Genomic DNA, 25,912 nt, shown 5'->3' on the forward strand with positions numbered 1-25,912 from the left:
GACAAGGGCCACCGGTGCCCCTGTTTTTCTTCGGGTGACGGACCCTGAGAACACCACCACCCGCGGCCCCCGCCCCCCGCCGCCCCCCCCGCCTGCCCCCCGCTGCCTGGTCCGCGTCCCGGTCACGCCGCCGCGGTGGAACGGGCCGGGCGAACCGGCCGACGACATGGACACGCCTCCGTCGCCGTCCCGGACGCCGGGGAGCGGCGCCGGGACACGGACAGGACACGCCGCCGGCGCCGCCCCCAGGTCCTCGGGGGCGGCGCCGGCGGCGCGGGCACGATCACACCGGTCGGGGCACGACCTCCAGGCCGAGCGGGCCGTTGATGATGAACGACTCCACGCGCGCCGGCCGCTGTCCGGGGTGCGCCGGCGCGAGATCCGGCAGCCGGCTGAACAGCGTGCTCAGGGCGACGTCCGCTTCGAGGCGGGCGAGATGCGCGCCGAGGCAGAAGTGCGGTCCGTGACCGAATGCGAGGTGTTCCTTGCCGGGGCGCGCGGGGTCGAAGTGCTCCGGGCACTCGGGGTGCAGCTCGGGGTCGCGTCCGGCGGCGGCGAAGGCGACGGTGATCGCATCGCCCTTGCGGATGACGACGCCCTCGCCCAGGTCGATGTCCTCCAGGGCGCAGCGCATCGGTATGTGCATGATCGGGCCCTCGAGGCGAAGCGTCTCCTCGACGACGTCCTGCCAGCCGATGGTCCCCTCCTCGATCCGGGTGAGGGTCCCGGGGTTGTCGAGCACGGCGTGGACGGCGCTGGTGATGAGGTTGACGGTGGTCTCGTAACCGGCGCCGATCATGAGGAACAGCGTGCCGAGCAGTACGTCCTCCGACATCGGCTCCTGACCGGGATCGGAGGGAAGCAGCAGGTCGCTGGTCAGGTCGGCGGCCGGGTGCTCCCGCTTGTACCGCAGCAGTTCGCCGAGGCGCTCGTAGAGGTTGTCGCTGGCGGCCAACGCCGCCTCGGGGCCGAGCGAGGAGTTCAGCACCGCGTCGATCCCCGTGCCGATCGCGGTGCGCAGGTGGCCGGGGACGCCGAACAGGTCGGAGATGACCGTGATGGTCAGCGGCAGAGCCAGGGCCTGGCGGATGTCGACGACCGTCCCCGGGGGCAGCTGGACCAGCGCGTCGATCAGCCGGTCGGCGGTCGCCCGGACCTGCGGACGCATGCGTTCCACCTGCCGCGGTGAGAACGTGGGCGCGACGCGGCGGCGGGCCTTGCGGTGCTCCTCGCCGTAGAAGTTGAAGAAACTCTGCTGCAGGGCGAGGGCGGCGAGCGGCCAGCCGTCGGGCATGTGGGCCAGGTCGGGCCAGTGCCGGCGTATGTCCCTCGAGACGCGCGGGTCGTTGGTCAGCGCCTGGATGACGCTGTGCCGGGTGACCGCCCAGGCGCGGACGGGGCCGGGCAGCTCCACCAGCACGGCCGGCGCTTCGCGCAGGGAGGCGGCCTCGGCGTGCATCGCCCGGCCGGTGGGGTCGAGAACGGGACACCTGGTGATGGACAAGGACGACATGGGAACTTCCTCACTGGGGATGGAAAGGGAACGTGCGCCGGTCGCTCTCAACTCCGGACGGTGGCGACGTCGGCGGGCGCGGCCACCGTCGGTGCGGCGGCGCCGTGGTGCACCGGCGAGCCGGCGAGGCGCTCCCGCAGGAACAGCGACGCGGCCAGGCCGATGACGCCGGCCGCCGCCATGAACAGGGCGATGGGCGTCCAGCTGTGGTACGTGCCGAGCAGGGCTGTGGCGATGAGCGGACTGACGGCGCCGCCGAGCAGACCGCCCACGTTGTAGCTGATGGACATCGCGGAGTACCGCAGCGCCGTGGGGAACAACTGCGGGTAGAACGCCCCTTGGACCCCGTAGTTCGCGGCGAATCCGGTGAACAGCGCCAGGAAGCCGAGTGCCATCAGCGGCAACGACCTGGTCCCGAGCAGCGGGAACCAGGCGAACGGAGCCACCGTCATGACGACGAGACCGCCGACGAAGACCGCCTTGCGGCCCCGGCGGTCACCCAGCCGGCCGAACAGCGGCATGGCGATGATCAGGAAGACGCACGACCCGGCGAGCAGCGCCAGCATCTGCGACCGGCCCACGTGGACGGTCGACGCGTACTTCAGCGAGAACACCGACCCGAGGTAGAACACCAGGAACATCGGGACCGCCGACAGGGACGCGCACAGGGTGAGCAGACCGTGCCGTGACACGACCTCGAGCGCCGGTACGCTCCTCACCGCGCCCTCGGACCGGACCCGCTCGAACTCGGGGGTCTCCGCGAGCCGCAGCCGTACGCGCAGCGCGAAGGCGACGAGGACCGCGCTGAACAGGAAGGGCAGCCGCCATCCCCACGCCAGCACCTGCCGCTCCGGCAGCAGCGTGACGAGCAGCAGGACGCCGTTGGCCAGCAGCAGCCCCCAGGCGTTGCCGGTGCCGACGACGGCGGTGAGGAAGCCGCGCCTGCTCGGCCGGGCGTTCTCCAGTGCCATCAGGAATCCGCCGCTGGACTCGCCGCCGAGTGAGCACCCCTGGACGAACCGGAGGACCGTCAGCAGGATCGGGGCGGCGACGCCCATCGTCCGGTAGGTGGGAAGCAGGCCGATCGCGACCGTCGCGCCCCCCATCACGGTGAGCGTGGTGATCAGCGTCGCCCTGCGGCCCAGCCGGTCCCCGAAGTGGCCGAAGACGACCGCGCCCAGGGGCCTGCCCACGAACGCGACCGCGAAGGTCGACAGCGACAGCAGTGTTGCGGTGGTGGGGGCGAAGGAGGGGAAGAACAGCGTGCCGAAGTACAGCGACGAGAACGACCCGTAGATGAGGAACTCGTAGAACTCGATGCTGTTGCCGATGAGGCTGCTCAGTACGGCTCTCCTGCGCTGCCCCGCGGATGTGAGGACGGGATCCATGGTCTCTCCGAGGCTCGGTGATCGACGGTGCCGGTGAGGGTGCGGGGGAAGGGGGACGGCCGAGCGGGCCACGCCGGTGACGTGCGCAGCCCGCTCGGCCGCTCCTTGACGGGCGAACGTCGCCCGCCACGGCACTACATGTGGAAGTCCTCCTCCCACCACTCCTGCGCCGAGCGCGAGAGCCGCTGCTCCTCCCGCCTGCGCAGCTCGGCCCGCTGCGTCTTGCCGGAGATGGTCTTGGGCAGTTCGGCGAACTCGATCCGGCGTATCCGCTTGTAGGGAGCGAGGTGTTCGCGGGCGTGCGCGAGGATCTGCTGGGCGGTGCGGGCCTCCGGCCGGTAGTCGGCGGCGAGCGCGACGTAGGCCTTGGGCACGGCCAGCCGCAGCGGCTCGGGTGAGGGCACCACCGCGGCGTCGGCGACGGCCGCGTGCCGCAGCAGCACACTCTCCAGTTCGAACGGGGAGATCCGGTAGTCGGACGCCTTGAAGACGTCGTCACCGCGTCCCTGGTAGCGGAAGAGGCCGTCTGCGTCGCGGGTGGCGAAGTCGCCGGTGTGGTAGAGGCCGCCGTGCAGGGCCCGCGCGGTCGCCTCGGGATCGCCGAGGTATCCGCTCATCAGACCGAGCGGCCGGCCGGCCAGCGGCAGACAGATCTCGCCCTCGGCGGGGCCGCTGTGAACCGGGGTGCCGGTCAGCGGGTCCAGCAGCGCCACGTCGTAGCCCGGCAGGGCCCAGCCCAGCGCGCCCTCCACGACCGGCATCCCCGGCGGGGTCCCGATCTGGGCGGTCGTCTCGGTCTGCCCGTAACCGTCCCGTACCGTGACGCCCCAGGCGTCGCGGATGCGGTGCACTATCTCCGCGTTGAGCGGTTCCCCGGCGGCCACCGCCTCGCGCAGCGACATCGGCCACTGGGTGAGGTCCTCCTGGATGAGACTGCGCCACACGGTGGGCGGAGCACAGAAGGAGGTCGCCGCGCAGCGCGACATCGTCTCCAGCAGCGGACGCGCCGCGAACCGCGGCTGGTTCACGACCAGGACCGTCGCCTGGGCGTTCCAGGGAGCGAACAGGCAGCTCCAGGCGTGCTTGGCCCATCCGGGCGAGGAGATGTTCAGATGCACGTCACCGGGGCGCAGACCGAGCCAGTACATGGTCGACAGGTGACCGACCGGATAGCTCAGCCCGGTGTGCCCGACCATCTTGGGACGGGCGGTGGTACCCGAGGTGAAGTAGATGAGCGACGGCTCCTCGGGACTGGTCCGTACCGTCTCCCGCAGCGGTGCGGCGGCGTAGGCCCGCTCGTAGTCCTGCCAGCCCGCGACCCGGTCCCCGACGGCGACACGCGTCCAACCGCCGCGCAGGCCGTCGAGCCTGGGGGTGAGGTCGGCCTGCGCGACGACGTGCCGCACCGCGCCGCGCTCCAGCCGTTCGGCCAGGTCCTCGGCGGTCAGCTGGACCGCCGCGGGGATCACGGTGGCGCCCAGCCGGAACGCGGCCAGCACGCACTCCCACAGTTCCACCCGGTTGCCGAGCATCAGCAGGACGCGGTCCCCGCGCCTGACGCCGATCGACCGCAGCCACCCGGCGACCCGCCGGGACCGCTCCGCCAGTTCGGCGAAGCTCAGCGCCGTGTCGGCGAGGACGCCGCCCTGCCGGTCCAGGTCGACCACGCGCAGCGCGGTGGCGTCGTTGCCGTCGGAGATGGCGTCGAACCAGTCCGCCACCCAGCTGAACGCCTCGCCCGGATCGGGCCGGGGGAAGGCACGGGCGCGCGGCAGGTCCCCGTAGGAGGACAGCAGATGGTCGCGGGCCCGCTGGAACGCGCCGGTCGGTGCGTGCATGGCGGTCACCTCCCCTTGAAGGTCGCGCGGCCGGGTCCCTCGGCGGCGAACCCCCGCATGCCGGTCAGTCGGTCCTCGGTGGCGAACAGAGCGGAGAACACCGACCGTTCGATGGCCAGCCCGCCGGCCAGATCGGTCGCCAGGCCCTGATCGACGGCAGTCTTCGCGGCGTGCAGCGCCAGCGCGGGACCCTTCTCGAAGCGCCGGGCCCACCGCAGCGCCGTCTCCAGCACCTGGCGGGTCGGCACGACCTGGTCCACCAGACCGAGCCGCAGCGCCTCCTCCGCACCGACCTGGCGTCCGGTGAAGATCAGTTCCTTGGCCCTGGCCGGGCCGATCAGCCGCGGCAGCCGCTGGGTGCCGCCGGCCCCCGGGATGACGCCGAGCAGGACCTCGGGCAGCCCGAGACGCGCCTCGCTGCCGCAGATGCGCGCGTCGGCCGTCAGGGCCAGCTCGCAACCGCCGCCCAGAGCAGGCCCGTTGATCGCGGCCACCACCGGCTTGGGGATGTCGGCCACCGCGTCGAAGGCCCCTTGGAGCACCGCCGCGTGCCGCACCATGTCGGCGTGCGTCATCGCGGCCATCTCCTTGATGTCGCCGCCCGCGGAGAAGGCCGCCGGCCCGCCGTGCAGCACCACGGCCCGGACCCGCTCGTCGGCCGCGGCCCGCTCGGCCGCCGCGCGCAGGGCGTACTGCGCCGCACGGTCGAGCACGTTCAGCGGCGGCCGGTCCAGGCGCAGGACGCCCACCGCGCCGTCGACGTCCAGCCACGCCGACAGGCGCTCCGTCGTGGATACGGTCGTCATGACCACAGCAGGCCTCCGTTCACCTCGAGGACGTGGCCGTTGACGTAGCTCGATTCGGGACCGGCCAGGAACACCGCCGCGTCGGCGGCCTCGTCGGCGCCGCCGGGCCGGCCGAGTGCCAGCCGGGTCCGGTAACGCGCCCAGATCTTGTCGTTCTCGGTGAGCTGCTGGCCCATCCCCTCGTCGAGGATGCCCGGGGCGAGGGAGTTGACCAGGATGCCGCGGGGGCCCAGCTCGATGGCGCTGACCCGGGTGAACATCTCCACCGCGGCCTTGGTGGCGCAGTAGCCGGCGGCCCCGACGGCGACCCGGGTGGCCATGCTGGAGGAGACGTTGACGATCCGGGGGGCCGTGCTGCGTTCCAGGTAGGGGACCGCCGCCCGGGTGCACAGGTACACCCCGGTCAGATTGGTGGCCACCATGTCCTGCCAGTCGGCGACCGGCAGCCGGTCCACCCGTCCGTCCCGGCTCACCCCGGCGTTGGCCACCAGGATGTCCACGCCGCCGAAGCGCTCGGCGGTCTCGGCCATCAACGCGGTGACCGAGTCGTCGCTGGTGACGTCGACCGGGATGTACGCGCCGCGGTCGGGGGAGAGGTCGAGGACTTCCTTGATGTCGTACGGGTTGCGCGCCGCGCACACCACCTGCGCGCCTTCCCGCAGGTAGCGTTCCGCGATGGCCCGGCCCAGTCCCCGGGAGCCCCCGGTGATCACGGCTGTCTTTCCGGCGAGCCTCATCATGATCCTCCTTGCCTGACGTCGGGGACCGGGAGCACGGCGGAGCAGCCGGCCGTACCGATCACATCGAAGGGCGAGCCGCATCCGCGGCAGTCGTAGGGCACCTTGCACACCGCGCCGCCGAAGCGGCCGGCCCGGACGACGTCCTCGCCGCCGCAGTAGGGGCACCGGGGTGTGTCGCCCGCCACGCGGTAGCCGGCGGTGCGCAGCGCGTCGTGACCGGCGGTCGTCACTGCCGCGGGCTGCCATGCGCCGCGCTCCCACACGATGTCGATCCCGTGCCCGGGCGCGGCGTCGGTGAGCGCCGACCGCACCCGGCGGGCGATCTCGCCGCGGGCGGGACAGCTGAGCCGGGTGGGGGCGAGGTGGACGACGATCCGGTCGCCGGTCCTGGACACCGAGCGGACCACTCCGAGGTCACCCAGGCCCACGTCGATCTCCGGATCGCGCACGTCGGCGACCACGCCGGTGAGCGGGTCGGGGCTCACAGGAACACCTCCGGGGCGTAGTGGTCGCGCACGAGGCGGCCGCGCGTGAGGCAGTCGGCCAGGACGCTGCCGCCCCTCCCCGCGGCGCGCGGTACCGGCAGCCGCGGCAGGCGTGCTCCGGGCCCGCCGTTGTCGCTGATCAGTGCGGCCAGACGCGCGTGCAGCGCGACCGTCAGGGCGTCCTGCGGACCGGCGCCGAACAGGTCGCCGGCCCGCAGCGTCACCTCGGCGTAGGCACGGCTGAACTCCTCGGCCGTCTCGGGCCAGGTGGCCAGCGCCCGCGCCCAGCGCCGCCAGTGGTCCAGGTGGACTCGTTGCTCGTCGCGGATGGCCGCGGTCGCGGGCTCACCCGCGGCGCCCTCCTCGGCGAGCACGGTGACGGCCGCGGCGATCACCAGCCCGCACACCACGGTGGACGGCCAGTCGTCGCCGAGCCGGCCGACGACACCGGACACCTGCCACTGATCCTGCGGCCGTTCGAAGAAGTGGGCGTCGGCGGCGGCCTCGTCGAAGCCGTGCATCGACAGGATCGTCTCGGCGTGCGCCAGTGCCTCCTGGCCGATGGAGCCGACCGCCAGGGACTCCTCCAGGTCGATGTAGTCGACGATCCGCTCGCCCAGTCGGTTGCCCAGGACGAACAGGTCCTCGGCGAGCGCCGCCCACAGCGCGCTCAGCGCTTGGTCCGCGGCCCCGCCCGCCTCGCCGGCGGGCTCGGACACGCTGCCCTCGGGGTGCCGCTGCGGGGCGGCGGCGGTCCGTGGGTCGGCGCCGGTGTCCGGAGCGGCGGAGCGGTCCCGGCGGCGCGTGGTGGGGAAGCCGGGCTGGCGGTGCGGCATCCGGGTCTTGGCGGCGAGCAGGTCGCGGTCCTCGGCGCTGGAGACGATCAGGTCGGTGCGCCGTACGACCCAGAGCCGGAAGAGGTCGTCGCGGCGCCCGTAGGCCTCCTTGGCCAGGTGCCATGCCGCCTCCCGGCGCGGCGCGACGATGGAGCCGACGTGGTTGAGCGGCGAGCCGCTGCCGGTCTGCGCGAACACCTCGTAGACATCGGCGTCGACGGGAACGTACGGCATCACGCCACCCCCCGCAGTGCGCGCCGGTACCGCGTGTTGCGGTCCAGGGCGCCGCGCACCCACTCCAGCCGGCGCTGGGACGCCGGGCCGCCGCCCGCGATGACCTTCTTCACCTCGGCCCAGTCGGGCATGGCGAACTCCCACTCGCCCGAGGGCGTCTGGCGGGCCAGCGCGGGGTCCACGTGCACGCCGAGCTTCTGGAAGACCGGAATGATCCTGTTCAGCCAGGCCTGGCGCAGCTCGTCGTTGCCGTCGGGCTTCAGGCCGATCTGGTGCATGCGGTTGGCGTGCAGGGTGTCGGTGTCCGGCGGACCGAGGTAGGCGAGCACCCTCGGCAGCCACGTCTCGAACCCCTCCTGCACCCGGCGGCGCTGATCGGTGTCGCCGTGCGTCAGTACCTCGTGGGTCAGGTCCAGGGCGTGCTGGTAGTGGAAGGACTCCTCGCGCTCGATCTTGCGCAGTGCCCGGGCGTAGGGCAGGTACACGCCCTTCATCAGCGACCGGAACTGCAGGATCGCCGCCGAGTTCATCAGGAGCAGTCCGGGGCCGAACTCCTCCCAGGACGCGAAGGAGTAGTGGAAGATGTTGTGCACCTTCGAGCGGCCCTCCAGGTAGTCCAGGAGGATCCGCTCGCGCGGCATGCCCAGGTCCTCGGCGACGCGTGCGGCCACGTGTCCGTGGCCCACCTCGTCCTGGACCTTGGCCATCAGCATCTGCCGCCGGGTGTAACTGGGCGCGCGGTCCAGCCATTCGGCGAACGGCAGCACGCCCACCAGCTCGTTGAGTGCCTGTACGGTGGCGAACCGCCTGGCGCCCTCCCGCACTTCGTCGGGCATCGGGTCCCACAGTTCGTAGCAGCGGAGTCCCGCCGCTGTCACTGCCGGCATATCTGTCTCCTTTCGCAGCGCTTGCATGGTGTGCGGCGATGTCGTGGGGGAAGGGCTCAGTACCAGCGGACGACCACGGCCCCGGCGGTCATGCCGCCGCCCACTCCGGCCAGCACCAGGCGCTCGCCCCGCCTGAACGGCCGGAGTTCGTTCTCCGCGCGCAGGGTGAGCGGGATGGAGGCCGTGGCGGTGTTGCCGAACTGCGGCGCGGTCAGCGGCACCCGGCCGGGGTCAACGCCGAGTTCGCGTGTACAGGCCTCCACCAGGCGGGTGTTGGCCTGGTGCAGGATGAAGCGGTCCACGTCCGCCAGCCCGATCCCGGCCGAGTCGAGCGCCTCGCCGATGACCTTGGGCAGCACGCCGAGCGCGTAGTCACGCACCTCGCGGCCCCGCATGCGGAACAGGTGCTCGCCGGCCTCCCGGCTGCGGGCATCCAGCGGGGTGCGGGTGCCGCCGGCGGGCACCTCGACCAGCTCGCGGTGTTCGCCGTGGGTGACCAGTCGCCAGCCCAGCACGCCGAAGCCGTCGGGCACCGGGCCGAGCAGCACCGCGCCGGCCCCGTCACCGAAGAGGCTGACGGTGCGTCGGTCGGAGCGGTTCATCAGCGAGGAGTACATGTCGGCGCCGACCACCAGCGCGTGGTCGCCGCCCTCCCCGGCCAGCCGCGCCGACAGCATCGAGTCGGCGACCGCCAGCGCGTAGAGGAAGCCGGAGCACACCGCGTTGACGTCGAACGCCGGGACGTCGGACAGACCGAGTTTGTCCTGCAGGATCGCCCCGGTCGAGGGCTGCGGCTGGTCGGGCGTCGACGTCGCCACCACCATCACGCCCAGCCGGGCCACCGCCTCCGGCAGCGTGCCCAGCGCCTCGCGCGCGGCGTGCAGCGCCAGGTCGGAGGTGACGGTGCCGGGCTCCCGGTACCTGCGCTCCAGGATGCCGGTCCGCTCGACGATCCAGTTCTCCTCCGCGCCCGTCCACTCGGCGACCTGCGCGTTGTCTATGACCAGCGGCGGCACGTGGCCGCCCAGGCCGAGGAATCCGAAGTTCATCGCGCGTCCTCCGCCGTAGTCCGAGCGGGCGGTGTCCCGTCCGGTACCTGGACGACGGCACAGGCCCAGGTCCAGGCCGCCCCGCCGCTGATCACCAAGGCGACGTCACCCGGCTCGAGCGGCACCCGGTCCCGCATGTCGGCCAGGTTCGCCAGGAAGTCACCGCACCCGAGGTGGCCGGTGGCGGAGCCGAATCGCAGGGCCTCGGCCTTGAGCAGGTCGTCGAGCACCGGGCCGTAGATGGAGTCCAGCAGTCCGGCCCCGAGCCGCGGCAGCGCGATGTACTTGATCCGCGGGTCGTCGGGTGCCAGCCCCGCGTCGTGCAGGCTGTCCACGATCACCTTGCGGATGTTCTGGCCGGCGATGGTCTCGAACGTCGTTCTGCCGTAGGCCGCCAGATAGGACTTCTTGGGAGTACGCAGATCGATGAAGCCGTCGTGCCACATGGGAGCCGGGCTGAAGTCGTTGCCGTGCCGCATCATCAACTCGAACTGCGCGTCGGTCGCGGTGGCCAGGGACAGCAGGGCGTAGTCGTCGGGTTCCGCGTCGCCGCGGTGCACCAGGGCCGCGGTTCCCGCGTCGCCGAAGCCGAGCCCGTAGTCGGAGGTCCAGCGGTCCATACCGGGAGGGCAGAACCGGTCGCCCGTCGTGACGAGCACGGCATTGAGTCCGGCATCGGCGTCGAGGTGCATGGCGGCCAGCTGGAAGGCCAGTGAGCCGGCGTTACAGCCCTGTTGGACGCCATAGGGCGTGGCATGGCCGGCGCCGACGGCGTTCGCCACGTAGTGCGGCGGCGACCACATGTCATGGCCCTGGTGGTAGATCCAGGTGTGCAGGACCAGGCCGATGTCCGACGGGCTCCAACCCGCCCTGCTGATCGCGGCACGGCCGGCCTCCGCCGCCAGCTCGGGAGCGGACAGAGTGGCGGAGAACGGCAGCCGGCTGACGCCGAGCCGCTCCGCGTCCGAGTCGGTCAGCTTGCCCGCAGCCACGGCGTCCTCGATGGTCTCGCGGTCCGGTGGGAACCACGCGGTCACGGTCTTGATCCGCAGATCGTTTCCGAATTTCATTCAGGCTCCTTCGAAAGCTCGGCATCCGTAGGGGGTGCGGGTCACCGGCCGACGAGCGGGGGCCGGGTGCATGCCCGGCAGTTCGCCCGGCCGAGAAGAGGGGCACGCCGTACCCGGCGCAGTGCGGTACGCAGGTCCGTCACCGGGAGCGGACACGGGCGCACTGGGCCACCAGTGGCTTCCCCGCTCAGACTCGCATACCTTCGCAGAGGTATGTAACTGGACCGGGGCCCGGCGTCCGTGAACGGCCACCGGGCCGTACCGGACGGGGGGTCGCCGCCCGGACTGCCTGCGGCCCTTCGCGCCGCGGTGCCGCAAGCGGGTGGTGGCCCTTGTGCAAGTGAGGACGGTCCTCACTTGCACGAGGGTGCGGGAGAGGGGCGGTTCGGCGATCGCCGGCCAAAGGTGACGGTGCGCCAACTGCACGCGACGCCGCGGCGGTTGACCGATCCCGCTGCCGGTTCCACATTTACATACCTTCGCGAAGGGATTATTCTCGAGCGTGGAATTCACCTCGGGCGGCCACCGCCCCGCTCACCCCGAAGGAAGAAGCCACACCATGGCCACCTCAGAGTCCCGATCGCCACGGTGGGCCGGGTACACACTCGCCCTGCTGGCGTTCACCCAGTTCATCGTCACCATCGACTACAACATCGTCTATGTGGCGCTGCCGGACATCGGCAGCCAGCTCGGCTTCTCCGCACAGTCCCTCCAATGGGTCGTCAGCGCGTACGCCGTCGCGCTCGGTGGACTGCTGCTGTTCGGAGGTCGCGCGGTCGACCGGATCGGCCCGCGGCGCATGCTGGTCACCGGTCTGGTCATCTACGCCCTCTCCTCCCTCACCGGAGGCCTTGCGGCGAACGCCGGGCTGCTGGTGGCCGCTCGCGCCGCCCAGGGCGTGGGCGGCGCACTGCTGACCCCGGCGACACTGATGCTGGTCTTCACCACCTTCGCTCCGGGACCCGAGCGCAACCGGGCCACGTCCGTGTGGGGCGCCATGGGCAGTGCGGGCCTCGCCGCGGGCTCGCTGCTCGGCGGTGTGCTGACCAGTGCCTTCGGCTGGAGCTGGGTCTTCTTCGTCAACGTGCCGCTCGCACTGGTCGCCGCGTTCGCCGCGACCAGGATCCTGCCGCCCGACCGCCCGCTCGGTACCGGCCGCAGTTTCGACGCGCTGGGAGCCGCGGTCGCCACCATCGGTTCGACGCTGCTGGTGTTCGGCCTGGTCAGCGGTCCGGCCAAGGGCTGGGGATCACTCGAGGGCGCCGGTGCGCTGGTGGCCGGCGCGCTGCTGCTGGCGGTCTTCGTGCTGATCGAGAAGCGCTCCGCCGACCCGCTGGTGCCGCTGAAGCTGTTCGCCCTGCGGGGCCTGACCGTCGCCATGCTGGCGATGATCGTCTTCCAGGCGTCCCTGGGCGGCACGTACTACCTGCTCACCACCTACCTGCAAACGGCGCTCGAGTACAGCCCGCTCGCGGCGGGCATCGCGTTCCTGCCGGCCACCGTCATCTGCATGGCGGTGGCGATGAAGCTCAACGCCCGTGTGCTGGGGGTGCTCGGGGTCCGTACGACGCTCTTCCTCGGCACGGTCGGTACTGCCGTCGGCCTCGCCGCGATCATCGCGGGCATGTCCGCGCACGGCTCCTACTGGGCGCTGCTGCCGGGGGTCGCGATCTGGGGTGCCGGTGGCGGCTTCGCCTTCCCGTCGCTCTTCGTCGCGATCGCGTCCTCGGGTGTCGAACCGGCCCAGCAGGGCGTTGCCTCGGCACTCGCCTCCACGTGCCGTCAGATCGGCGGCGCCCTGGGCCTCGCCGCCCTGGTCGCGGTGGCGAACTCCCACGCCGGTGCCCACCCGGGACCCGAGGCCCTGGTCGGCGGGCTCCGAACGGCAGGGTGGGTCGCCGTCGTGGCGACGGTCGGCGGTGCCGTGATCGGGCTCGGCCTGAAGAAGCAGCCCCGGCCGGCCCCCGCGCCCGCCACGCCTTCGGTGTCGCCGGCGGAAGTCGCCGATCCGGCCACGCAGGCGGGCTGACCCCGCCTCGGCGGACGCAGCACGGAGGACCCGGGCTCCCCTGCCCAGCAGCAGGGGCGCCCGGACCTGGGGCGCCACGGTGTTCGCGTGACGCGGATGACCGTGCACGAGGTCCGAGCCCGTTGTCGGCCACGCGCCGGGTCCTCGCCGGGAGCGGCGCCCGGCCGGCAGGCCGGCGGCCGCCGTCACACCGGTACGGCGCCGGTAGGGCGCCGTAACGGCGTCCCGGACCCGGCTGCCGTCCGGGCCCGCGGCAACACACCGCTCGCCCCGCAGCAGTTGAGGACATGAACGTCTCCCGCGCACGGACGTCCCGTACGGGGCGGCAGGGCGGGTCGCGGCCCATGCGCCCGCCGCGGCCCGGCCGGTCACCGGCACCCGGCGGCAAGCGACGGCCAGGACGTCGAAAGCGATGCGCCCTGCCGCCTGGGCCAGGGGCGCGGCACGATCCGCTCTCCCCGCGGGGATGCGGCCATGCACGGCGTTCTCCGGCGCCGTGATCCGCGAGATCACGAACGACAGGAGCTTCCCGATGCTTGTCCAGACCAGCCTGTCCGCCGAGGCCGAGGTGCCCTCCGCGAAGGAGGTGCGCCGCCTGGACCGGGTGATCATCCGGTTCGCGGGGGACTCCGGGGACGGCATGCAGCTGACGGGCGACCGGTTCACCTCGCAGACCGCGTCCTTCGGCAACGACCTGTCCACGCTGCCGAACTTCCCCGCGGAGATCCGGGCGCCGGCAGGCACGCTGCCAGGCGTGTCCTCCTTCCAGGTGCACTTCGCCGATCACGACATCCTCACGCCGGGCGACGCGCCGGACGTCCTGGTCGCCATGAACCCTGCCGCCTTAAAGGCGAACGTGCCGGATGTGCCGCGCGGCGCGCAGATCATCGTCAACACCGACGAGTTCACCAAGCGCGCGCTGGCGAAGGCCGGATATCGGGCGAACCCGCTCGAGGACGGCTCCCTGGAGGGTTACAGCGTGCACCCGGTACCCCTGGGGACGCTGACGGTGGAGGCGCTGAAGGGGTTCGAACTGTCCCGCAAGGAGGCCGACCGGTCCAAGAACATGTTCGCGCTCGGTCTGCTGTCGTGGATGTACCACCGGCCCACCGAGGGCACGGAAGCCTTCCTGCGCGGCAAGTTCGCCAAGCAGCCGGACATCGCGGGGGCGAACATCGCCGCGTTGCGGGCGGGCTGGAACTTCGGCGAGACGACGGAGGACTTCGCGGTCTCCTACGAGGTGGTTCCGGCCGCGAACGCGTTCCCGCCGGGTACGTACCGCTCCATCTCCGGCAACCTGGCGCTGTCCTACGGGCTGGTGGCGGCGTCGCGGCAGGCGGATCTGCCGTTGTATCTGGGGTCGTACCCGATCACGCCGGCCTCGGACATCCTGCACGAGCTGAGCCGGCACAAGAACTTCGGGGTGCGGACCTTCCAGGCCGAGGACGAGATCGCCGGGATCGGAGCCGCGCTGGGCGCGGCCTTCGGTGGTTCACTGGCGGTGACGACGACCTCGGGTCCGGGTATCGCGCTGAAGTCGGAGACCATCGGCTTGGCGGTCTCGCTGGAGCTGCCGCTGCTGGTCATCGACATCCAGCGGGGCGGTCCGTCGACCGGACTGCCGACCAAGACCGAGCAGGCGGATCTGCTTCAGGCGATGTTCGGCCGCAACGGCGAGGCGCCGGTGCCGGTGATCGCCCCGGCCACCCCGTCGGACTGCTTCACCGCCGCGCTGGACGCCGCCCGGATCGCGCTGACCTACCGCACGCCGGTCCTCCTGCTCAGCGACGGCTACCTCGCCAACGGCTCCGAACCCTGGCGCATCCCGGAGCAGTCGGAACTGCCCGACCTCACCGTGCGGTTCGCCACCGGACCCAACCACACCCTCGACGACGGCACCGAGGTCTTCTGGCCCTACCTGCGCGACCCGCTCACCCTCGCCCGTCCGTGGGCCGTCCCGGGCACGCCGGGGCTGGAGCACCGGATCGGCGGCATCGAGAAGCAGGACGGCACGGGCAACATCTCCTACGACCCCGCCAACCACGACTTCATGGTCCGCACCCGGCAGGCGAAGATCGACGGCATCGACGTCTCCGACGTGGAGGTCGACGACCCGCACCGGGCGAGCACGCTGGTCCTGGGCTGGGGCTCGACCTACGGCCCGATCACCGCGGCGGTACGGCACCTGCGCACGGCCGGCGTCCCCGTCGCCCAGGCCCACCTGCGCCACCTCAACCCCTTCCCCCGCAACCTCGGGGAGGTGCTCCAGCGGTACGACAAGGTGGTGATCCCGGAGATGAACCTCGGCCAGCTCGCCACCCTCATCCGCGCGAAGTACCTGGTGGACGTCCACTCGTACAACCAGGTCAACGGCATGCCGTTCAAGGCGGACCAGCTCGCCGCGGCGCTGAAGGAGGCCATCGATGACTGACGTGACGAACGGGCTGCTGCAACTGGTCCCCAAGGCCGAGGCCCGGCAGTCGATGAAGGACTTCAAGTCCGATCAGGAGGTGCGCTGGTGCCCGGGCTGCGGTGACTACGCGATCCTGGCCGCGGTCCAGGGCTTCATGCCGGAGCTGGGCCTGGCGAAGGAGAACATCGTCTTCGTCTCCGGCATCGGCTGCTCCTCCCGCTTCCCCTACTACATGAACACCTACGGGATGCACTCCATCCACGGCCGCGCCCCCGCCATCGCCACCGGCCTGGCCACCTCCCGCCGCGACCTGTCGGTATGGGTCGTCACCGGCGACGGCGACGCGCTCTCCATCGGCGGCAACCACCTCATCCACGCCCTGCGCCGCAACGTCAACCTCAAGATCCTGCTGTTCAACAACCGCATCTACGGCCTCACCAAGGGCCAGTACAGCCCCACCTCCGAACTCGGCAAGATCACCAAATCCACGCCGATGGGCTCCCTGGACGCCCCCTTCAACCCCGTCTCCCTCGCGCTCGGCGCCGAGGCCTCCTTCGTGGCCCGCACCATCGACTCCGACCGCAAACACCTCACCGAGGTCCTGCGCGCCGCAGCCGCCCACCCCGGCACCGCCCTGGTCGAGATCTACCAGAACTGCAACATCTTCAACGACGGCGCCTTCGACGCCCTCAAGGACAAGGAGCAAGCCCAAGAGGCCCTCATCCGCCTGGAGCACGGCGAGCCGATCCGCTTCGGCGCACCCCTCGCGGACGGCAAGGGCGCCAGGGGCGTCGTCCGGAACCCGGCCACCGGTGACCTGGAGATCGTCGAGGTCACGCCGCGGAACGCGGCGCGGATCCTGGTCCACGACGCCCGTGCGACCTCCCCGACCACGGCCTTCGCCCTGGCCCGCCTCGCGGACCCGGACACCCTGCACCACACCCCCATCGGCGTGCTGCGCTCGGTCGACCGCCCGGTCTACGACACCGAGATGGCCGACCAGCTCGACACCGCCGTCGAGCAGCGGGGCAAGGGCGACCTCGCCGCCCTCCTCGCCGGCGGTGACACCTGGACCGTTCGGCCCACTCCGGGCAGCGTCTGATTCAGCAGCCGATCCGATCGCCGTCCAGCGCGATGTCGTCCATCCGCACGTCGTAAGAAGACGGGCTCGGGCTGCCCTGGTACAACTGCCAACCGATCTTCACCGTGTCGAACCGCGGGAAGACGAAGTCGGTGTCGCTCCCGCCGTGATGGTCGGTGGAGACAGTGAGTTCCGGCTTGGCCTCACCGTCGATCCAGAGGGAGATCTCGTTGTCCGCGGCGTCCATCCGCCACTCCACGCACTGCCAGGTGCCGGCACGGGCCGGGGCCGACTCGCGCCAGGCCGTCCAGTCGCCGGTCGGGCCGCCGTCGGAGCCGATGCCCCACAGGTTCTTCCCGGCCGTCGGCACGTACTGCCCGCCCAGGGGGCGCACGTACCCCGGTCCGTCACCAGTGGCCTCGACCATCGTCCAGTGCGCCCAGTCGGGAGCCGTCGGGAAGGCGTCGACACGCAGACGCACCCGGCCCCAGAAGCTGTTGCCGGGCGGCTTCAAGTGGCTGATCCTCAAGAAGGCCCGGCCGTTGCCCTCGGTGTGGATCCGTAGGTGCTTGCTGTGGCGGGTGGCATCCCGCGCGACGGTCAGCGTGCCGTTCGCGGCGTCGGTGGTCCAGCCGCGGCCGTGAGCTTCTCCCGGCGGCAGGGCGGAGAAGTCCTCGCAGAACATCACGGCGTGGCCGGCACAGGTGCGCGCTTCGGAGCGCCCGGTACGGGCGTCCGGTCCGGAACCGGATCCCCAGGACGCGGGTGCCGCCGCGGTCGTCGCCGTCAGCAGTACCCCGAGGGCGACGAACAGGGTGGTTCTCCTCATGTGTGCAGCCTCCAGTTCCAGTGCCGTTCGGGACGCGGCGAGAGGGGCAGTACGCGGGTCTGGATCTGTCGGCTCGTCATGCTTCTCGCCGTAGCCATGGGAGCGCTCCCACTTCTTGCCTGAGAGGGACTGTAGGGACGCACTGAGGCAGTGGCAAGCCACGTGACGACGTAACTCTCCTGATGCAGACGGCCGTCCACGAGACGTGATCTTCCAGGTCCCGAATCTCTGTTCCCATGTGTCTCGGTGGGCTCTACAGTTACTCAGCCCCGGTACGGGGCCTGTGTTCCTGATCCAAGGGGGATCGACAACTTGAGACTGTTCACGCGCCGCCCTGCCGCGGCGCTCGCGACCGCGGCGGCGCTCGCCGCGGTGGGCACCCTGGCGAGCGCTCCGGGCGCCGCCGCGGACGACGCCGGGCCCTGGCCGGGCACCGAGGGCAAGATCCTCACCGACGGCCCGACGCTGGTCGATCCGGCCACCGGGACCGCCACCCAGGTGGGCACCCACATGGGGAGCTACGCGGCCTGGGCTCCGGACGGCAGCCGGATCGTCTCCGAATGGGGCCAGCTCGCCAGCGAACGACCCGACGGCAGCTCGCGCTTCAGCCTGCCCTGGGCGACGGGCGTGCGCTCCAGCGCCGAGCAGAAGGACATCGCCTTCTGGTGGGGCGGCCGGTACGTCGTCTACTCCACCGGCGGCCAGCTCGTCTACGGCCCCTCCGACGCCTCCTGGGCCCCCGAGCCCCTGCTCTCGGCCGCCCAGGAGCCGTCCACCGTCTGCGACGAGGACCCGACGGTCAGCCCGAACGGCCTGGTGGCCTTCTCCCGCCGCGTCAACTACGGCTGCTACGACAACGACGGCGTCTGGGTCTACGACTCGTCCGCGCACACGGTCAAGCGCGTCCTCACCGACGCCGCGCAGCCCGCGTTCTCCCCGGACGGCACCAAGCTCGCCTTCGTCCGCAACGTCGACGGCGGCCGCAGCCGGATCTTCACCGCGAACGCCGACGGCACCGGCGTCAAGCAGATCACCACCGACGGCCGCGGCTACGCGAACCCGTCCTGGTCGCCGACCGGCACCCGGATCATCGCCGACGTCCACACCTCAGGTGACAGCACCGACGTGCACACCACGGAGTACGTCGACGTGGCCACCGGCGCGACGACCGCCGTCCCCGGCACGCCGCAGGGCGCCAACCCGAGCTGGCAGCCGCTGCGCAAGAACGCCACCGGCCGCGTCTGGGGCTCCGACGTCTACGCCAGCAACATCGCCTCCTCCCGGTGGACGTGGAACACCTACGGCGGCACCAAGGTCCCGGGCCTGATGGACGCCAAGGCGGCCGTCCTCATCAACCGCGACGACTCGGCGTACTCGCTCACCGCGCCCGCCCTGGCCGGCAAGAAGCACGGCCCGATCCTCGGCACCACCAAGAGCGGCCTGACGACCGCGGTGAAGAACGAGCTGAAGCGCACCCTGAAGCCGGGCTCGTACGTCTACCTCGTCGGGGGCACGTCCATCCTGACCAGCACGGTCTCCTCGCAGGTCACGTCGCTCGGCTTCACGCCGAAGCGGCTGTCCGGCACCGACCGCTACGCGACCTCGGTCGCCGTCGCCAAGTCGGTGACGAGCAGCCCGAAGTACGTCTTCCTGGCCACCGGCACCGACTACCACTCGGCGCTCGCGGCAGCCTCCGCGGCCGGCGCCGACGGCACGAGCAGCGCGGGCAGCGTCGTGCTCAACAACGGCAACTCGCTGACGTCGTCGGTGAAGTCGTACCTGAACAGCCTGAACCCGAAGAACACCATGATCATCACGGTGGGTTCCTCGGCGAAGTACGCGCTGACGCACACGGCCTTCTCCACGTGGCCGTCGACGTACTCGTACTACCCGATCACGGGCTCGACGAACGAGGCCACCTCGGTCGCCGTCGCCAAGTTCTGGTGGACGGCGCCGAGCACGGCGGCGCTCGCCTACACCGATTCCTGGCGCGGCGGGGTCTCCGCCGGCGCGGCCATGAACGTCTTCGGCCCCGTCCTGTGGACCGCCAAGGACGGCCTCTCCAGCGAGGTCAAGAGCTACCTGCTGCGCGAGTCGGCCGGCACGAACTCGGTGACCGCGTTCGGCGGCACCGGTTCGGTCGCCAAGGCCGCGCTGGACACCGCGGGCGCCGCGATCAGCGCGAGCGCGAGCCAGTTCGTGTACCACCCGTACCCGGACGGCGCCGTCCCGGCGGCCTCCCGGCAGAGCACCTACTCGGCCCGCACCAACGGCGGCCGGCCCGCCACGGTCTCCCGCACCGGCCCGACCGGCGCGGACCCCCACCTGGACTCGCTCAAGACGGTCCAGCACCAGTAACGCGGCTGGGCGGGGGCGTCGGTCAGCACGGTCGGCGCCCCCGCGCCCAAGGCGCCGGATTCGGCCGGTGCCCTGCCCGGACGGTCACGCTTGGGCGAGGAGGGGGTCGTACGGGCTGGTGCGCCGGCGTCCGGACATGAAGGCCAGGAAGTCGCCGATGAAGGCACTACGGCTGTAGGTGACGGCGGCGCCGGGCGCGTCGCGGTGGAAGGCGGTGCGGAACAGGGCGCGGTATTCGTCGGCGTCGATGTACTGGTTGCCGTCCTTGTCGGTGACGTCGAAGAGGACCTCGGCGACCCTGATCAGCGCGGGACCGGCCATGGAGGGGACCGCCGCCGTGTATTCGGCGGCGCTGACACGGCCGTCGCCGTCGGCGTCGAGCGTGTCCTGGAGTTCGCGCCACCAGTCGGCGTAGGCGTGGTAGAGCCGGGTCTCCTCCGGCTCGTCCAGGTCGAGACGGCTGGACAGCTCCCGGGCCATGGCCGCGAGGTCGGGCCAGGACAGATACCCGTCCCCGGTCTGGTCGAGGACTTCGGCGAAGAACTCGCGGGCGCCGCGCTGTGCCCCGCCACCCGTGTCGGGCTCGGGCTCGGAGGGCAGGGGGGTGATGAGCCGGATGAGGGCACCGGCCCGCTTCATCCGATCGCGCAGGGCGGAGATCGTCCGCACCCGGGGGTCGTCTCCGTCGGGGGAGAGCGACAGCATCTCGGCGATGTTCTCGGCCCTGATCCACCCCTCGGGCAGGAACCGGGTCAGACCGGCCACCAGGTAGGCGCCCTGCATCAGCGTCTCGACGCCGGCGATCTCCGGCAGACCGGCACGGCGGCGGAACGGTTCCGGCAGCGAGGCCACGGTGATCGCTCCGATGACAGGTCCGGCGACGGCCCGGCCGGTCGCCCACAGGGCGGGGAAGCCCGTCAGCACCGGCGGCGCGGGGAGGTGGTCGAAGAGCCGGTAGAGGATGATCCGCATCGCCTCGGTGTTCTCCAGCTCCTCGTTGACCATCCGGTCGTAGTAGGGCCAGAACGCGTCCAGGGTCCGTGGCAGATGGCCCGCTTCGTCTCCCATCGCGGCCAGGAACGCCTGGAACTCGGTGTACAGGCGCTCCATGGCCTTCTGTTCGAGGGGCTGGCCGCTGAAGCGGCACATGGTGACGGCGCTTTCGAACAGGGTCGCCACCACCCAGGCGCGTACACCGGGGTCCGTCGCGTCATAGGGACGGCTGTCCGCGCCGGTGCCGCGCAGGCGTGCGTGCAGCCGGTTGAGCCGTGCCGCCTCCCGCTGCCGCGTGTGCTCGTCGGCGCCGAACATGCGCTGCATGCTCGTGAAGGTGTTGCGCAGCCGACGCCAGGGGTGGGCGACGAAGGTGGAGTTGTCGACCAGGGCGGCGCCGATCTGCGGGTGCGCGGCCTCCAGCACGGTCGCCCGGACCATGGCCAGGGCCCAGCGAGGGTCGTTGAAGAACGCGTGGAACTGTGAGCCGGGACCGAACAGCGGCTCTCCCTCAGGGTCATCGTGTCCGCTGCCATGGTCTGTGGCGCCGGCACCGGTGGTCCTGGAGCCGCGGCCGTTCGTGGGGTTCACCATCGGGGTTCTCCGTTCTGATTCGGCAGCACGGCGCCGAAGCGTCGCTCACGCCGCCGGTAGGCATGCAGGCACTCGAGGAAGTCCGGGGCGCGGAAGTCGGGCCACAGCACGCGCGGGAAGACCCACTCGGCGTAGGCGACCTGCCAGAGCATGAAATTGGAGATGCGCTGTTCGCCGGAGGTGCGGATGACCAGGTCCACGTCCGGGGTGTCGGGAAACGGCAGGTGGGAGGCGAAGCTCTCCTCTGTCACGGCTTCGGCCCGCACGCCACTGCGGATCAGTGACCGTGCGGCCTCGACGATGTCCCTGCGCCCGCCGTGATCGAAGGCGACGGTCAGTGTCATCTGACGGTTGCCACCGGTCAGCGTCGTCAAGTCGGCGATGTCCCGGCCCAGCTCCGGCGGGATGCGGGGATCGGTCATGCCGAGGAAGCGGCAGCGGATGCCCCGCGCGTGGAGCAAGGGCGCGTGCTTGCGCACCACCCGGCGCACCAGACGCATGAGGAACTCGATCTCGCTGTCCGGGCGGCGCCAGTTCTCGGTGGAGAACGCGTACAGGCTCAGCCAGCCCACGCCGGCGGCGCGTGCTGCTTCGATCACGTCGATCACCGTCGTCTCCGCGGCGCGGTGACCGGCCGTGCGCGGAAGCGACCGCTGCGCTGCCCACCGGCCGTTGCCGTCCATCACACACGCCACGTGCCGCGGCACCACGCCCAGCCCCGGCAGCGCCGTGCCGGGAGCGGCGCGGGGGGAGACGGGCCCTTCGTCCATGGACCGCTCCACCGTCACGCCCGCCCCCTCAGCACCCGGGAACGACGCCGTCCCGCGGAGGAGGAGCCCCGGTCGGCGTGGCTCCGACACCGTTTCACCATCACCAACGGCAGCCTGACAGCGTTCAGCTCCGCACGACTCACACATCGGGTTGATTCACCCTTGGCGCGCATGTCCGAGGTGCGCACACTCGCGCCGGGGCCCGAACCGGGCCACGGGGCTGGTCGGCCCGCCGGGGCGTCACCCAGCGGCTGCATCAGGAGATCAGGGAGCCATGACCCCGGCTTGTGACCGCCGGCTGAAGGGTGTCCTGCTGTTGGTCAACGCGGCGTTGCCGCCGTAGTGCGCCAGCAGTCGCGGGTCCATGACCTTGCGCCACAGCGGGGGGATCCAGGCGAGGACGATCATGGCCGCGTAGCCGGCGGGCAGCTGCGGTGCCTCGTCGAAGTGGCGCAGGGTCTGATAGCGGCGCAGCGGATTGGCGTGGTGGTCGGAGTGCCGCTGAAGCTGGAAGAGGAAGAGGTTGCTGACCGTGTTGTCGCTGTTCCAGCTGTGCCTGGGGGTGACCCGTTCGTAACGGCCGTCCGACCGCCGCTGACGCAGCAGGCCGTAGTGCTCCAGGTAGTTCACCGTCTCCAGGAGGCCGACGCCGAGGACCGCCTGCAGCAGCAGCCAGGGCAGCACCACAGGTCCGAAGGCCGCGCTCAGTGCGCCGAAGAGGACGGCGGACAGCGCCCAGGCGGTGAGGACGTCGTTGTGCCGGCTCCAGGTACGTCGTCCCCGCCGCCGAAGCCGGCGGCGCTCCAGCGACCATGCCGAGCGCGCGCTGCCCGCGACCGTCCGGGGCAGGAAGTGCCACACGCTCTCTCCCCGGCGGGAGCTGGCAGGATCCTCCGGTGTCGCCACACGCACATGGTGGCCGTGGTTGTGCTCGACGTAGAAGTGCCCGTAGCAGCTCTGGGCGAGTGCCAGACGGCTGAGTATCCGCTCCAGCCGCTCGCGTTTGTGGCCCAGTTCGTGGGCGGTGTTGATGGCCACCCCGGCGACCACACCGGTGGTGGCCGCCAGCCCGGTCGAGCCGGTGACGCCGAGGCCGCCGTCGGCCCACTGCCGGCACGCCCAGACGAGGGCCGCGAACTGCAGCGGCAGATACAGATAGGTGCACCACCGGTAGTAGTGGTCCCGTTCGAGCCGCTTCATCGCCTCCTCGGGAGGATTCGCCCCGTCGGTGCCGGTGACCAGGTCGAGCAGCGGGACGAGGGCGAAGGCGAAGAACGGCCCCCACCACCAGCACGCGGTGACACCGGTGAGGTGCACGAGGACGCCGGCCTGCCAGGGCAGGGTCGGGACGGCGAGTGCCAGCGGCCACCAGAGGCGTTTGGGGTCCCGCCAGGAAACGTCGTCGGCGTCACGGTTCATGGCGTCAGCTCCTACGTCTGTGCGGGCTTGCGCCCCTCTGCTCGGGCGAGGGTGGAAGCACGCGATGGAGGGGGAGTGACAGACTGGCAGTCGACCCGTTCGGCTGACAAAGGCGGCGCCGTGTCAATGTTCTGATGGTCCGTCAGTTGACGCGGGTCGTCGCACAGGTGCCGCGGACGGGCAGGTCCGGCTTTCGGGGCCGCGGCGTCCGGGCCGGCCGCAGGGTCAGAGCAGACCGACGCGGCGGGCGGTGTCCTCGGTGTGCTTCATGTGGCGATGTGCTTCTTCACCGAGTGCGTTGATGACGCCGGCGACGACCGTCTCGACCACTGCGAGAGTGGGGACGAGACTGTCGTAGGGGGAGGGTGTGGACACCTGGCTCGGCAGCACGACGTGGGCGTGGGCGCTCGTGGGCGACAGCCAGGTGTCGGTGAAGACGATGACTTTTCCGCCGGCCTCCTGGGTGAGTTGGGCTATGGCCAGCTTGTCCTCCTCGTAGCGGCGGTAGTCGAAGACGATCACGACGTCCTTGCGCGTGAGCTGGGTGAGGGCGGCGGTGCGCTCGACGTCACGCTCGGGCAGGAAGCGCACGTCCTCCCGCAACTGCATGAGGTGCAGACCGAGGTACTGGGCCAGGAGATGGGTGAAGCGTCCGCCGGCGAGCGTGATGCGTCGTTTACGATCGGCCAGCAGCGCGATGGCGGCCTCGAGGTCCGCCGCCGGGGTTTCGGCCAGCGTCTGGGTGACGGCGTGGCTGAACAGCCTGCTGCTGCGGGCCAGGAGACCGGTTGCCGAGTCGTCGCTCGCGTCGTCCTCGGTGGCTTCGTACACGGCCAGCGGAGAAGCACCGCGTTGGTCGAGTTCGGCTCGCAGGGCGGCCTGGAACTCGGGAAAACCGCTGTAGCCCAGTCGTGCCACGAATCTCAGGACGGTGGGGGCGCTCACGGCCGCGCGCTCGGCGATGATGGCGATGGTCTCGAACCCACTGGAGGGGTAGGAGGACAGCAGCACGCGGGCGACCTTGCGTTCGGCGGGGCTCAAGTCGCCCAGCTTCTGGCGGATGTCGTCGGCGAGTGTGCCGGGGGCCATGGCGGTGTCCTCTCGGAGCATGCGCGGTGCGCGATCAAAGCCTAGCCGCTGGTCGGGAGGCGAGGCCGCCCGGTGGGTTTCGCGGCACTCGCCTCCCGTCGTCACGGCGTACGGGTCCGGTGGTTCATTCGGCTCCGACGTCGACGCGCATGCCGATGAGCGTGGACGCGGCGTTGCCGGGGTGGCCGGTCCAGGCTGTGAAGCCCGGCTTCTTGGTGAGGGTGACGCGGAATGCGGGACCGGTTTCGTAGGTGGTGCAGACCGCGGAGCGCTGGGCCCGGGTGGCGGCGAGGTCCCGGGCCGTGGTGCGGAACGAGTACGCGGTGCCCGCGGGGTTCGCCGGCGAGTGGAAGACATCGTGATTGCCGGGGACGGGAGCGTCGGTCCGCGGGATCAGGCGCTGCTTGTCCGGCTTGGGTGAGGCGAGCCACCGGCGAGGGTCGTAGTGGTCCCCGTCGGTGAGATAGGTGTAGCGGGCGTTCCTCAGGCTCCACCCCCTCCTGCCGTCCGCGGCGTGTGCGCCTCGCAGGTCGAGGATGCCGACGCCGTTGGTACCCAGGACCGTGATGGCCTCGCGGCCGGTTCCGGGTCTGTCGACGACGAGGGCCGTGTTCTCGTCCAGGGCGTACACGCGGTCATGACCGGTGTCGGTGGCCAGGCGCAGGGCGCGCCCTTCCCGGCCGGAGGCGCCGGTATGGGTGTCGACGAGGCCGGAGGCGAGGAAGCCGAATCCGCCTTCGGGCAGGTAACCGAGACGGGCCGGGTCGTCGAAGTAGCCGGCCGTGCTGCCGTCCCTGAGCGCTTCGTAGGAGTCGCCGCCTGTCACCATGTCGGGACCGCCGGCTATCTGGGCGCCGGCGGAGGATCCGGCGACGACCGCGCCGTGGCTGAGCTTCGCGCGTATGGCGGCCAGTACCGCTGAATCACTGTGCCGGTGGCCGTGGAGCAGGGTCGTGACGTAGCGGTACTGGTCGCCGCCGCCGAAGAAGAACCCGGTCATGGTGTTGACCTGGGCGACGATGGCGTCCGAGTCGGCGTTGTCGAGGTGGTCGAGATCGACGGGGATCCACTGGGCGTCGGCGGCGCCGTGCTCCTTGAAGAGGGAGGCGTAGTAGGCGCCGTTGCAGGCGGAGTTGGAGCACTTGTCCGGGTCGGCCGCGTCAGGGTCCTGGCTCTCGGGGACGGAAGCGGCGGTGAGGACACCGATGCGGGCCTTGCTTCCTCCGGCGCGCTGGATGATCTCGCCGTAGATCTCGTCGTTGTCGCTGTTCAGTGCGCCGCCGACGAGGACCAGGGACCCGGAGGCCGGTCGTAGGGCGCGGTGCGCGGCCTGGGCGGCCGGGACGGCGGCGCACGTGGTGGCCAGGACGGTGACGACGGCCAGGACGATGCTGGGTCGTGTGCTTGTGGCAGCGCTCATGGTGTCTCCGGGTTGTCGATGTCACGGGTGGCCGGTCGAGAGGGCGCCCGGCCGTGGGCGCGTTGACGGGC

General features: G+C 71.4%; 20 protein-coding genes. 4 read left to right on the forward strand and 16 right to left on the reverse strand.

Going from position 1 to position 25,912, the window contains the following annotated elements; translation table 11 throughout:
• Window positions 1-283: 283 nt before the first annotated feature.
• The 10 genes from ACZ6CZ_RS07550 to ACZ6CZ_RS07595 form a co-directional block, all read right to left on the reverse strand.
• Window positions 284-1,513, reverse strand: coding sequence for a cytochrome P450 family protein (locus tag ACZ6CZ_RS07550; protein WP_469016130.1), 1,230 nt, complete (start codon window positions 1,511-1,513; stop codon window positions 284-286).
• A 47-nt stretch (window positions 1,514-1,560) separates the two neighbouring features.
• A complete protein-coding gene (locus tag ACZ6CZ_RS07555; protein ID WP_469016132.1) occupies window positions 1,561-2,901 on the reverse strand; it encodes an MFS transporter in 1,341 nt (446 codons plus the stop codon).
• Between the two features lie 134 nt (window positions 2,902-3,035).
• Window positions 3,036-4,739, reverse strand: a complete 1,704-nt coding sequence (locus ACZ6CZ_RS07560; RefSeq protein ID WP_469016135.1) for an AMP-binding protein — start codon at window positions 4,737-4,739, stop codon at window positions 3,036-3,038.
• Between the two features lie 5 nt (window positions 4,740-4,744).
• A complete protein-coding gene (locus tag ACZ6CZ_RS07565) occupies window positions 4,745-5,518 on the reverse strand; it encodes an enoyl-CoA hydratase/isomerase family protein (RefSeq protein WP_469016596.1) in 774 nt (257 codons plus the stop codon).
• A 23-nt stretch (window positions 5,519-5,541) separates the two neighbouring features.
• Window positions 5,542-6,282, reverse strand: coding sequence for an SDR family NAD(P)-dependent oxidoreductase (locus ACZ6CZ_RS07570; protein WP_469016137.1), 741 nt, complete (start codon window positions 6,280-6,282; stop codon window positions 5,542-5,544).
• Complete coding sequence (locus tag ACZ6CZ_RS07575; RefSeq protein ID WP_469016140.1) at window positions 6,282-6,770, reverse strand: PaaD-like zinc ribbon domain-containing protein; 489 nt, start codon at window positions 6,768-6,770, stop codon at window positions 6,282-6,284. Before ACZ6CZ_RS07575 ends, ACZ6CZ_RS07570 begins: the two co-directional genes overlap by 1 nt.
• On the reverse strand, window positions 6,767-7,840 hold the full coding sequence (locus ACZ6CZ_RS07580) for a Phenylacetic acid catabolic protein (protein WP_469016143.1): 1,074 nt from the start codon (window positions 7,838-7,840) through the stop codon (window positions 6,767-6,769). The genes ACZ6CZ_RS07575 and ACZ6CZ_RS07580 overlap by 4 nt, the downstream gene beginning before the upstream one ends.
• The gene (locus tag ACZ6CZ_RS07585; protein WP_469016146.1) at window positions 7,840-8,727 is read right to left on the reverse strand and encodes a Phenylacetic acid catabolic protein; all 888 of its coding nucleotides are present in this window, start codon (window positions 8,725-8,727) and stop codon (window positions 7,840-7,842) included. The genes ACZ6CZ_RS07580 and ACZ6CZ_RS07585 overlap by 1 nt, the downstream gene beginning before the upstream one ends.
• 56 nt (window positions 8,728-8,783) lie before the next feature.
• Window positions 8,784-9,776, reverse strand: coding sequence for a 3-oxoacyl-ACP synthase III family protein (locus tag ACZ6CZ_RS07590; protein WP_469016149.1), 993 nt, complete (start codon window positions 9,774-9,776; stop codon window positions 8,784-8,786).
• Window positions 9,773-10,846: a ketoacyl-ACP synthase III family protein gene (locus tag ACZ6CZ_RS07595; protein WP_469016152.1), complete on the reverse strand. Its 1,074-nt coding sequence runs from the start codon at window positions 10,844-10,846 to the stop codon at window positions 9,773-9,775. The genes ACZ6CZ_RS07590 and ACZ6CZ_RS07595 overlap by 4 nt, the downstream gene beginning before the upstream one ends.
• Before the next feature lie 559 nt (window positions 10,847-11,405).
• Here ACZ6CZ_RS07595 and ACZ6CZ_RS07600 point away from each other — a divergent pair.
• The 3 genes from ACZ6CZ_RS07600 to ACZ6CZ_RS07610 all read left to right on the forward strand — a co-directional run bounded on the left by ACZ6CZ_RS07600 (window position 11,406) and on the right by ACZ6CZ_RS07610 (window position 16,390).
• A complete protein-coding gene (locus tag ACZ6CZ_RS07600) occupies window positions 11,406-12,875 on the forward strand; it encodes an MFS transporter (protein WP_469016154.1) in 1,470 nt (489 codons plus the stop codon).
• Window positions 12,876-13,407: 532 nt separating this feature from the next.
• Window positions 13,408-15,306 (forward strand): 2-oxoacid:acceptor oxidoreductase subunit alpha, encoded by a 1,899-nt coding sequence (locus tag ACZ6CZ_RS07605; RefSeq protein ID WP_469016156.1) that lies wholly within the window; start codon window positions 13,408-13,410, stop codon window positions 15,304-15,306.
• Window positions 15,299-16,390, forward strand: a complete 1,092-nt coding sequence (locus ACZ6CZ_RS07610) for a 2-oxoacid:ferredoxin oxidoreductase subunit beta (RefSeq protein WP_469016159.1) — start codon at window positions 15,299-15,301, stop codon at window positions 16,388-16,390. Before ACZ6CZ_RS07605 ends, ACZ6CZ_RS07610 begins: the two co-directional genes overlap by 8 nt.
• A gap of 1 nt (window position 16,391) precedes the next feature.
• On the opposite strand, the gene ACZ6CZ_RS07615 is transcribed toward ACZ6CZ_RS07610, so the two are convergent.
• The gene (locus ACZ6CZ_RS07615; RefSeq protein WP_469016162.1) at window positions 16,392-17,198 is read right to left on the reverse strand and encodes a hypothetical protein; all 807 of its coding nucleotides are present in this window, start codon (window positions 17,196-17,198) and stop codon (window positions 16,392-16,394) included.
• 312 nt (window positions 17,199-17,510) lie between these two features.
• Here ACZ6CZ_RS07615 and ACZ6CZ_RS07620 point away from each other — a divergent pair, with 312 nt between their 5' ends.
• Window positions 17,511-19,556, forward strand: coding sequence for a cell wall-binding repeat-containing protein (locus ACZ6CZ_RS07620; RefSeq protein WP_469016165.1), 2,046 nt, complete (start codon window positions 17,511-17,513; stop codon window positions 19,554-19,556).
• Window positions 19,557-19,640: 84 nt separating this feature from the next.
• On the opposite strand, the gene ACZ6CZ_RS07625 is transcribed toward ACZ6CZ_RS07620, so the two are convergent.
• The 5 genes from ACZ6CZ_RS07625 to ACZ6CZ_RS07645 form a co-directional block, all read right to left on the reverse strand.
• Window positions 19,641-21,143 carry an oxygenase MpaB family protein gene (locus ACZ6CZ_RS07625; RefSeq protein ID WP_469016167.1) on the reverse strand — a complete coding sequence of 501 codons (1,503 nt, stop codon included), beginning with the start codon at window positions 21,141-21,143 and terminating at the stop codon, window positions 19,641-19,643.
• A complete protein-coding gene (uppS, locus tag ACZ6CZ_RS07630) occupies window positions 21,137-21,913 on the reverse strand; it encodes a polyprenyl diphosphate synthase (RefSeq protein WP_469016169.1) in 777 nt (258 codons plus the stop codon). Before uppS ends, ACZ6CZ_RS07625 begins: the two co-directional genes overlap by 7 nt.
• 264 nt (window positions 21,914-22,177) lie before the next feature.
• Window positions 22,178-23,332, reverse strand: coding sequence for an alkane 1-monooxygenase (locus ACZ6CZ_RS07635; protein WP_469016172.1), 1,155 nt, complete (start codon window positions 23,330-23,332; stop codon window positions 22,178-22,180).
• Window positions 23,333-23,557: 225 nt separating this feature from the next.
• On the reverse strand, window positions 23,558-24,421 hold the full coding sequence (locus ACZ6CZ_RS07640) for a MurR/RpiR family transcriptional regulator (RefSeq protein WP_469016174.1): 864 nt from the start codon (window positions 24,419-24,421) through the stop codon (window positions 23,558-23,560).
• Window positions 24,422-24,545: 124 nt separating this feature from the next.
• Window positions 24,546-25,841, reverse strand: coding sequence for a cyanophycinase (locus ACZ6CZ_RS07645; protein WP_469016177.1), 1,296 nt, complete (start codon window positions 25,839-25,841; stop codon window positions 24,546-24,548).
• Between the last annotated feature and the right edge of the window lie 71 nt (window positions 25,842-25,912).

The sequence above is a fragment of the Streptomyces sp. NPDC041135 genome (genome assembly GCF_055592085.1).

What these genes read in the sequence shown, in the direction of transcription:
- ACZ6CZ_RS07610 (WP_469016159.1), top strand. Translation starts at nt 15,299, where the DNA reads ATGACTGACGTGACGAACGGGCTGCTGCAACTGGTCCCCAAGGCCGAG.
- ACZ6CZ_RS07580 (WP_469016143.1), bottom strand. Translation starts at nt 7,840, where the DNA reads ATGCCGTACGTTCCCGTCGACGCCGATGTCTACGAGGTGTTCGCGCAG.
- ACZ6CZ_RS07635 (WP_469016172.1), bottom strand. Translation starts at nt 23,332, where the DNA reads ATGAACCGTGACGCCGACGACGTTTCCTGGCGGGACCCCAAACGCCTC.
- ACZ6CZ_RS07645 (WP_469016177.1), bottom strand. Translation starts at nt 25,841, where the DNA reads ATGAGCGCTGCCACAAGCACACGACCCAGCATCGTCCTGGCCGTCGTC.
- ACZ6CZ_RS07590 (WP_469016149.1), bottom strand. Translation starts at nt 9,776, where the DNA reads ATGAACTTCGGATTCCTCGGCCTGGGCGGCCACGTGCCGCCGCTGGTC.
- uppS (WP_469016169.1), bottom strand. Translation starts at nt 21,913, where the DNA reads ATGGACGAAGGGCCCGTCTCCCCCCGCGCCGCTCCCGGCACGGCGCTG.
- ACZ6CZ_RS07600 (WP_469016154.1), top strand. Translation starts at nt 11,406, where the DNA reads ATGGCCACCTCAGAGTCCCGATCGCCACGGTGGGCCGGGTACACACTC.
- ACZ6CZ_RS07605 (WP_469016156.1), top strand. Translation starts at nt 13,408, where the DNA reads ATGCTTGTCCAGACCAGCCTGTCCGCCGAGGCCGAGGTGCCCTCCGCG.
- ACZ6CZ_RS07560 (WP_469016135.1), bottom strand. Translation starts at nt 4,739, where the DNA reads ATGCACGCACCGACCGGCGCGTTCCAGCGGGCCCGCGACCATCTGCTG.
- ACZ6CZ_RS07570 (WP_469016137.1), bottom strand. Translation starts at nt 6,282, where the DNA reads ATGAGGCTCGCCGGAAAGACAGCCGTGATCACCGGGGGCTCCCGGGGA.
- ACZ6CZ_RS07640 (WP_469016174.1), bottom strand. Translation starts at nt 24,421, where the DNA reads ATGGCCCCCGGCACACTCGCCGACGACATCCGCCAGAAGCTGGGCGAC.
- ACZ6CZ_RS07595 (WP_469016152.1), bottom strand. Translation starts at nt 10,846, where the DNA reads ATGAAATTCGGAAACGATCTGCGGATCAAGACCGTGACCGCGTGGTTC.
- ACZ6CZ_RS07625 (WP_469016167.1), bottom strand. Translation starts at nt 21,143, where the DNA reads ATGGTGAACCCCACGAACGGCCGCGGCTCCAGGACCACCGGTGCCGGC.
- ACZ6CZ_RS07615 (WP_469016162.1), bottom strand. Translation starts at nt 17,198, where the DNA reads ATGAGGAGAACCACCCTGTTCGTCGCCCTCGGGGTACTGCTGACGGCG.
- ACZ6CZ_RS07585 (WP_469016146.1), bottom strand. Translation starts at nt 8,727, where the DNA reads ATGCCGGCAGTGACAGCGGCGGGACTCCGCTGCTACGAACTGTGGGAC.
- ACZ6CZ_RS07550 (WP_469016130.1), bottom strand. Translation starts at nt 1,513, where the DNA reads ATGTCGTCCTTGTCCATCACCAGGTGTCCCGTTCTCGACCCCACCGGC.
- ACZ6CZ_RS07555 (WP_469016132.1), bottom strand. Translation starts at nt 2,901, where the DNA reads ATGGATCCCGTCCTCACATCCGCGGGGCAGCGCAGGAGAGCCGTACTG.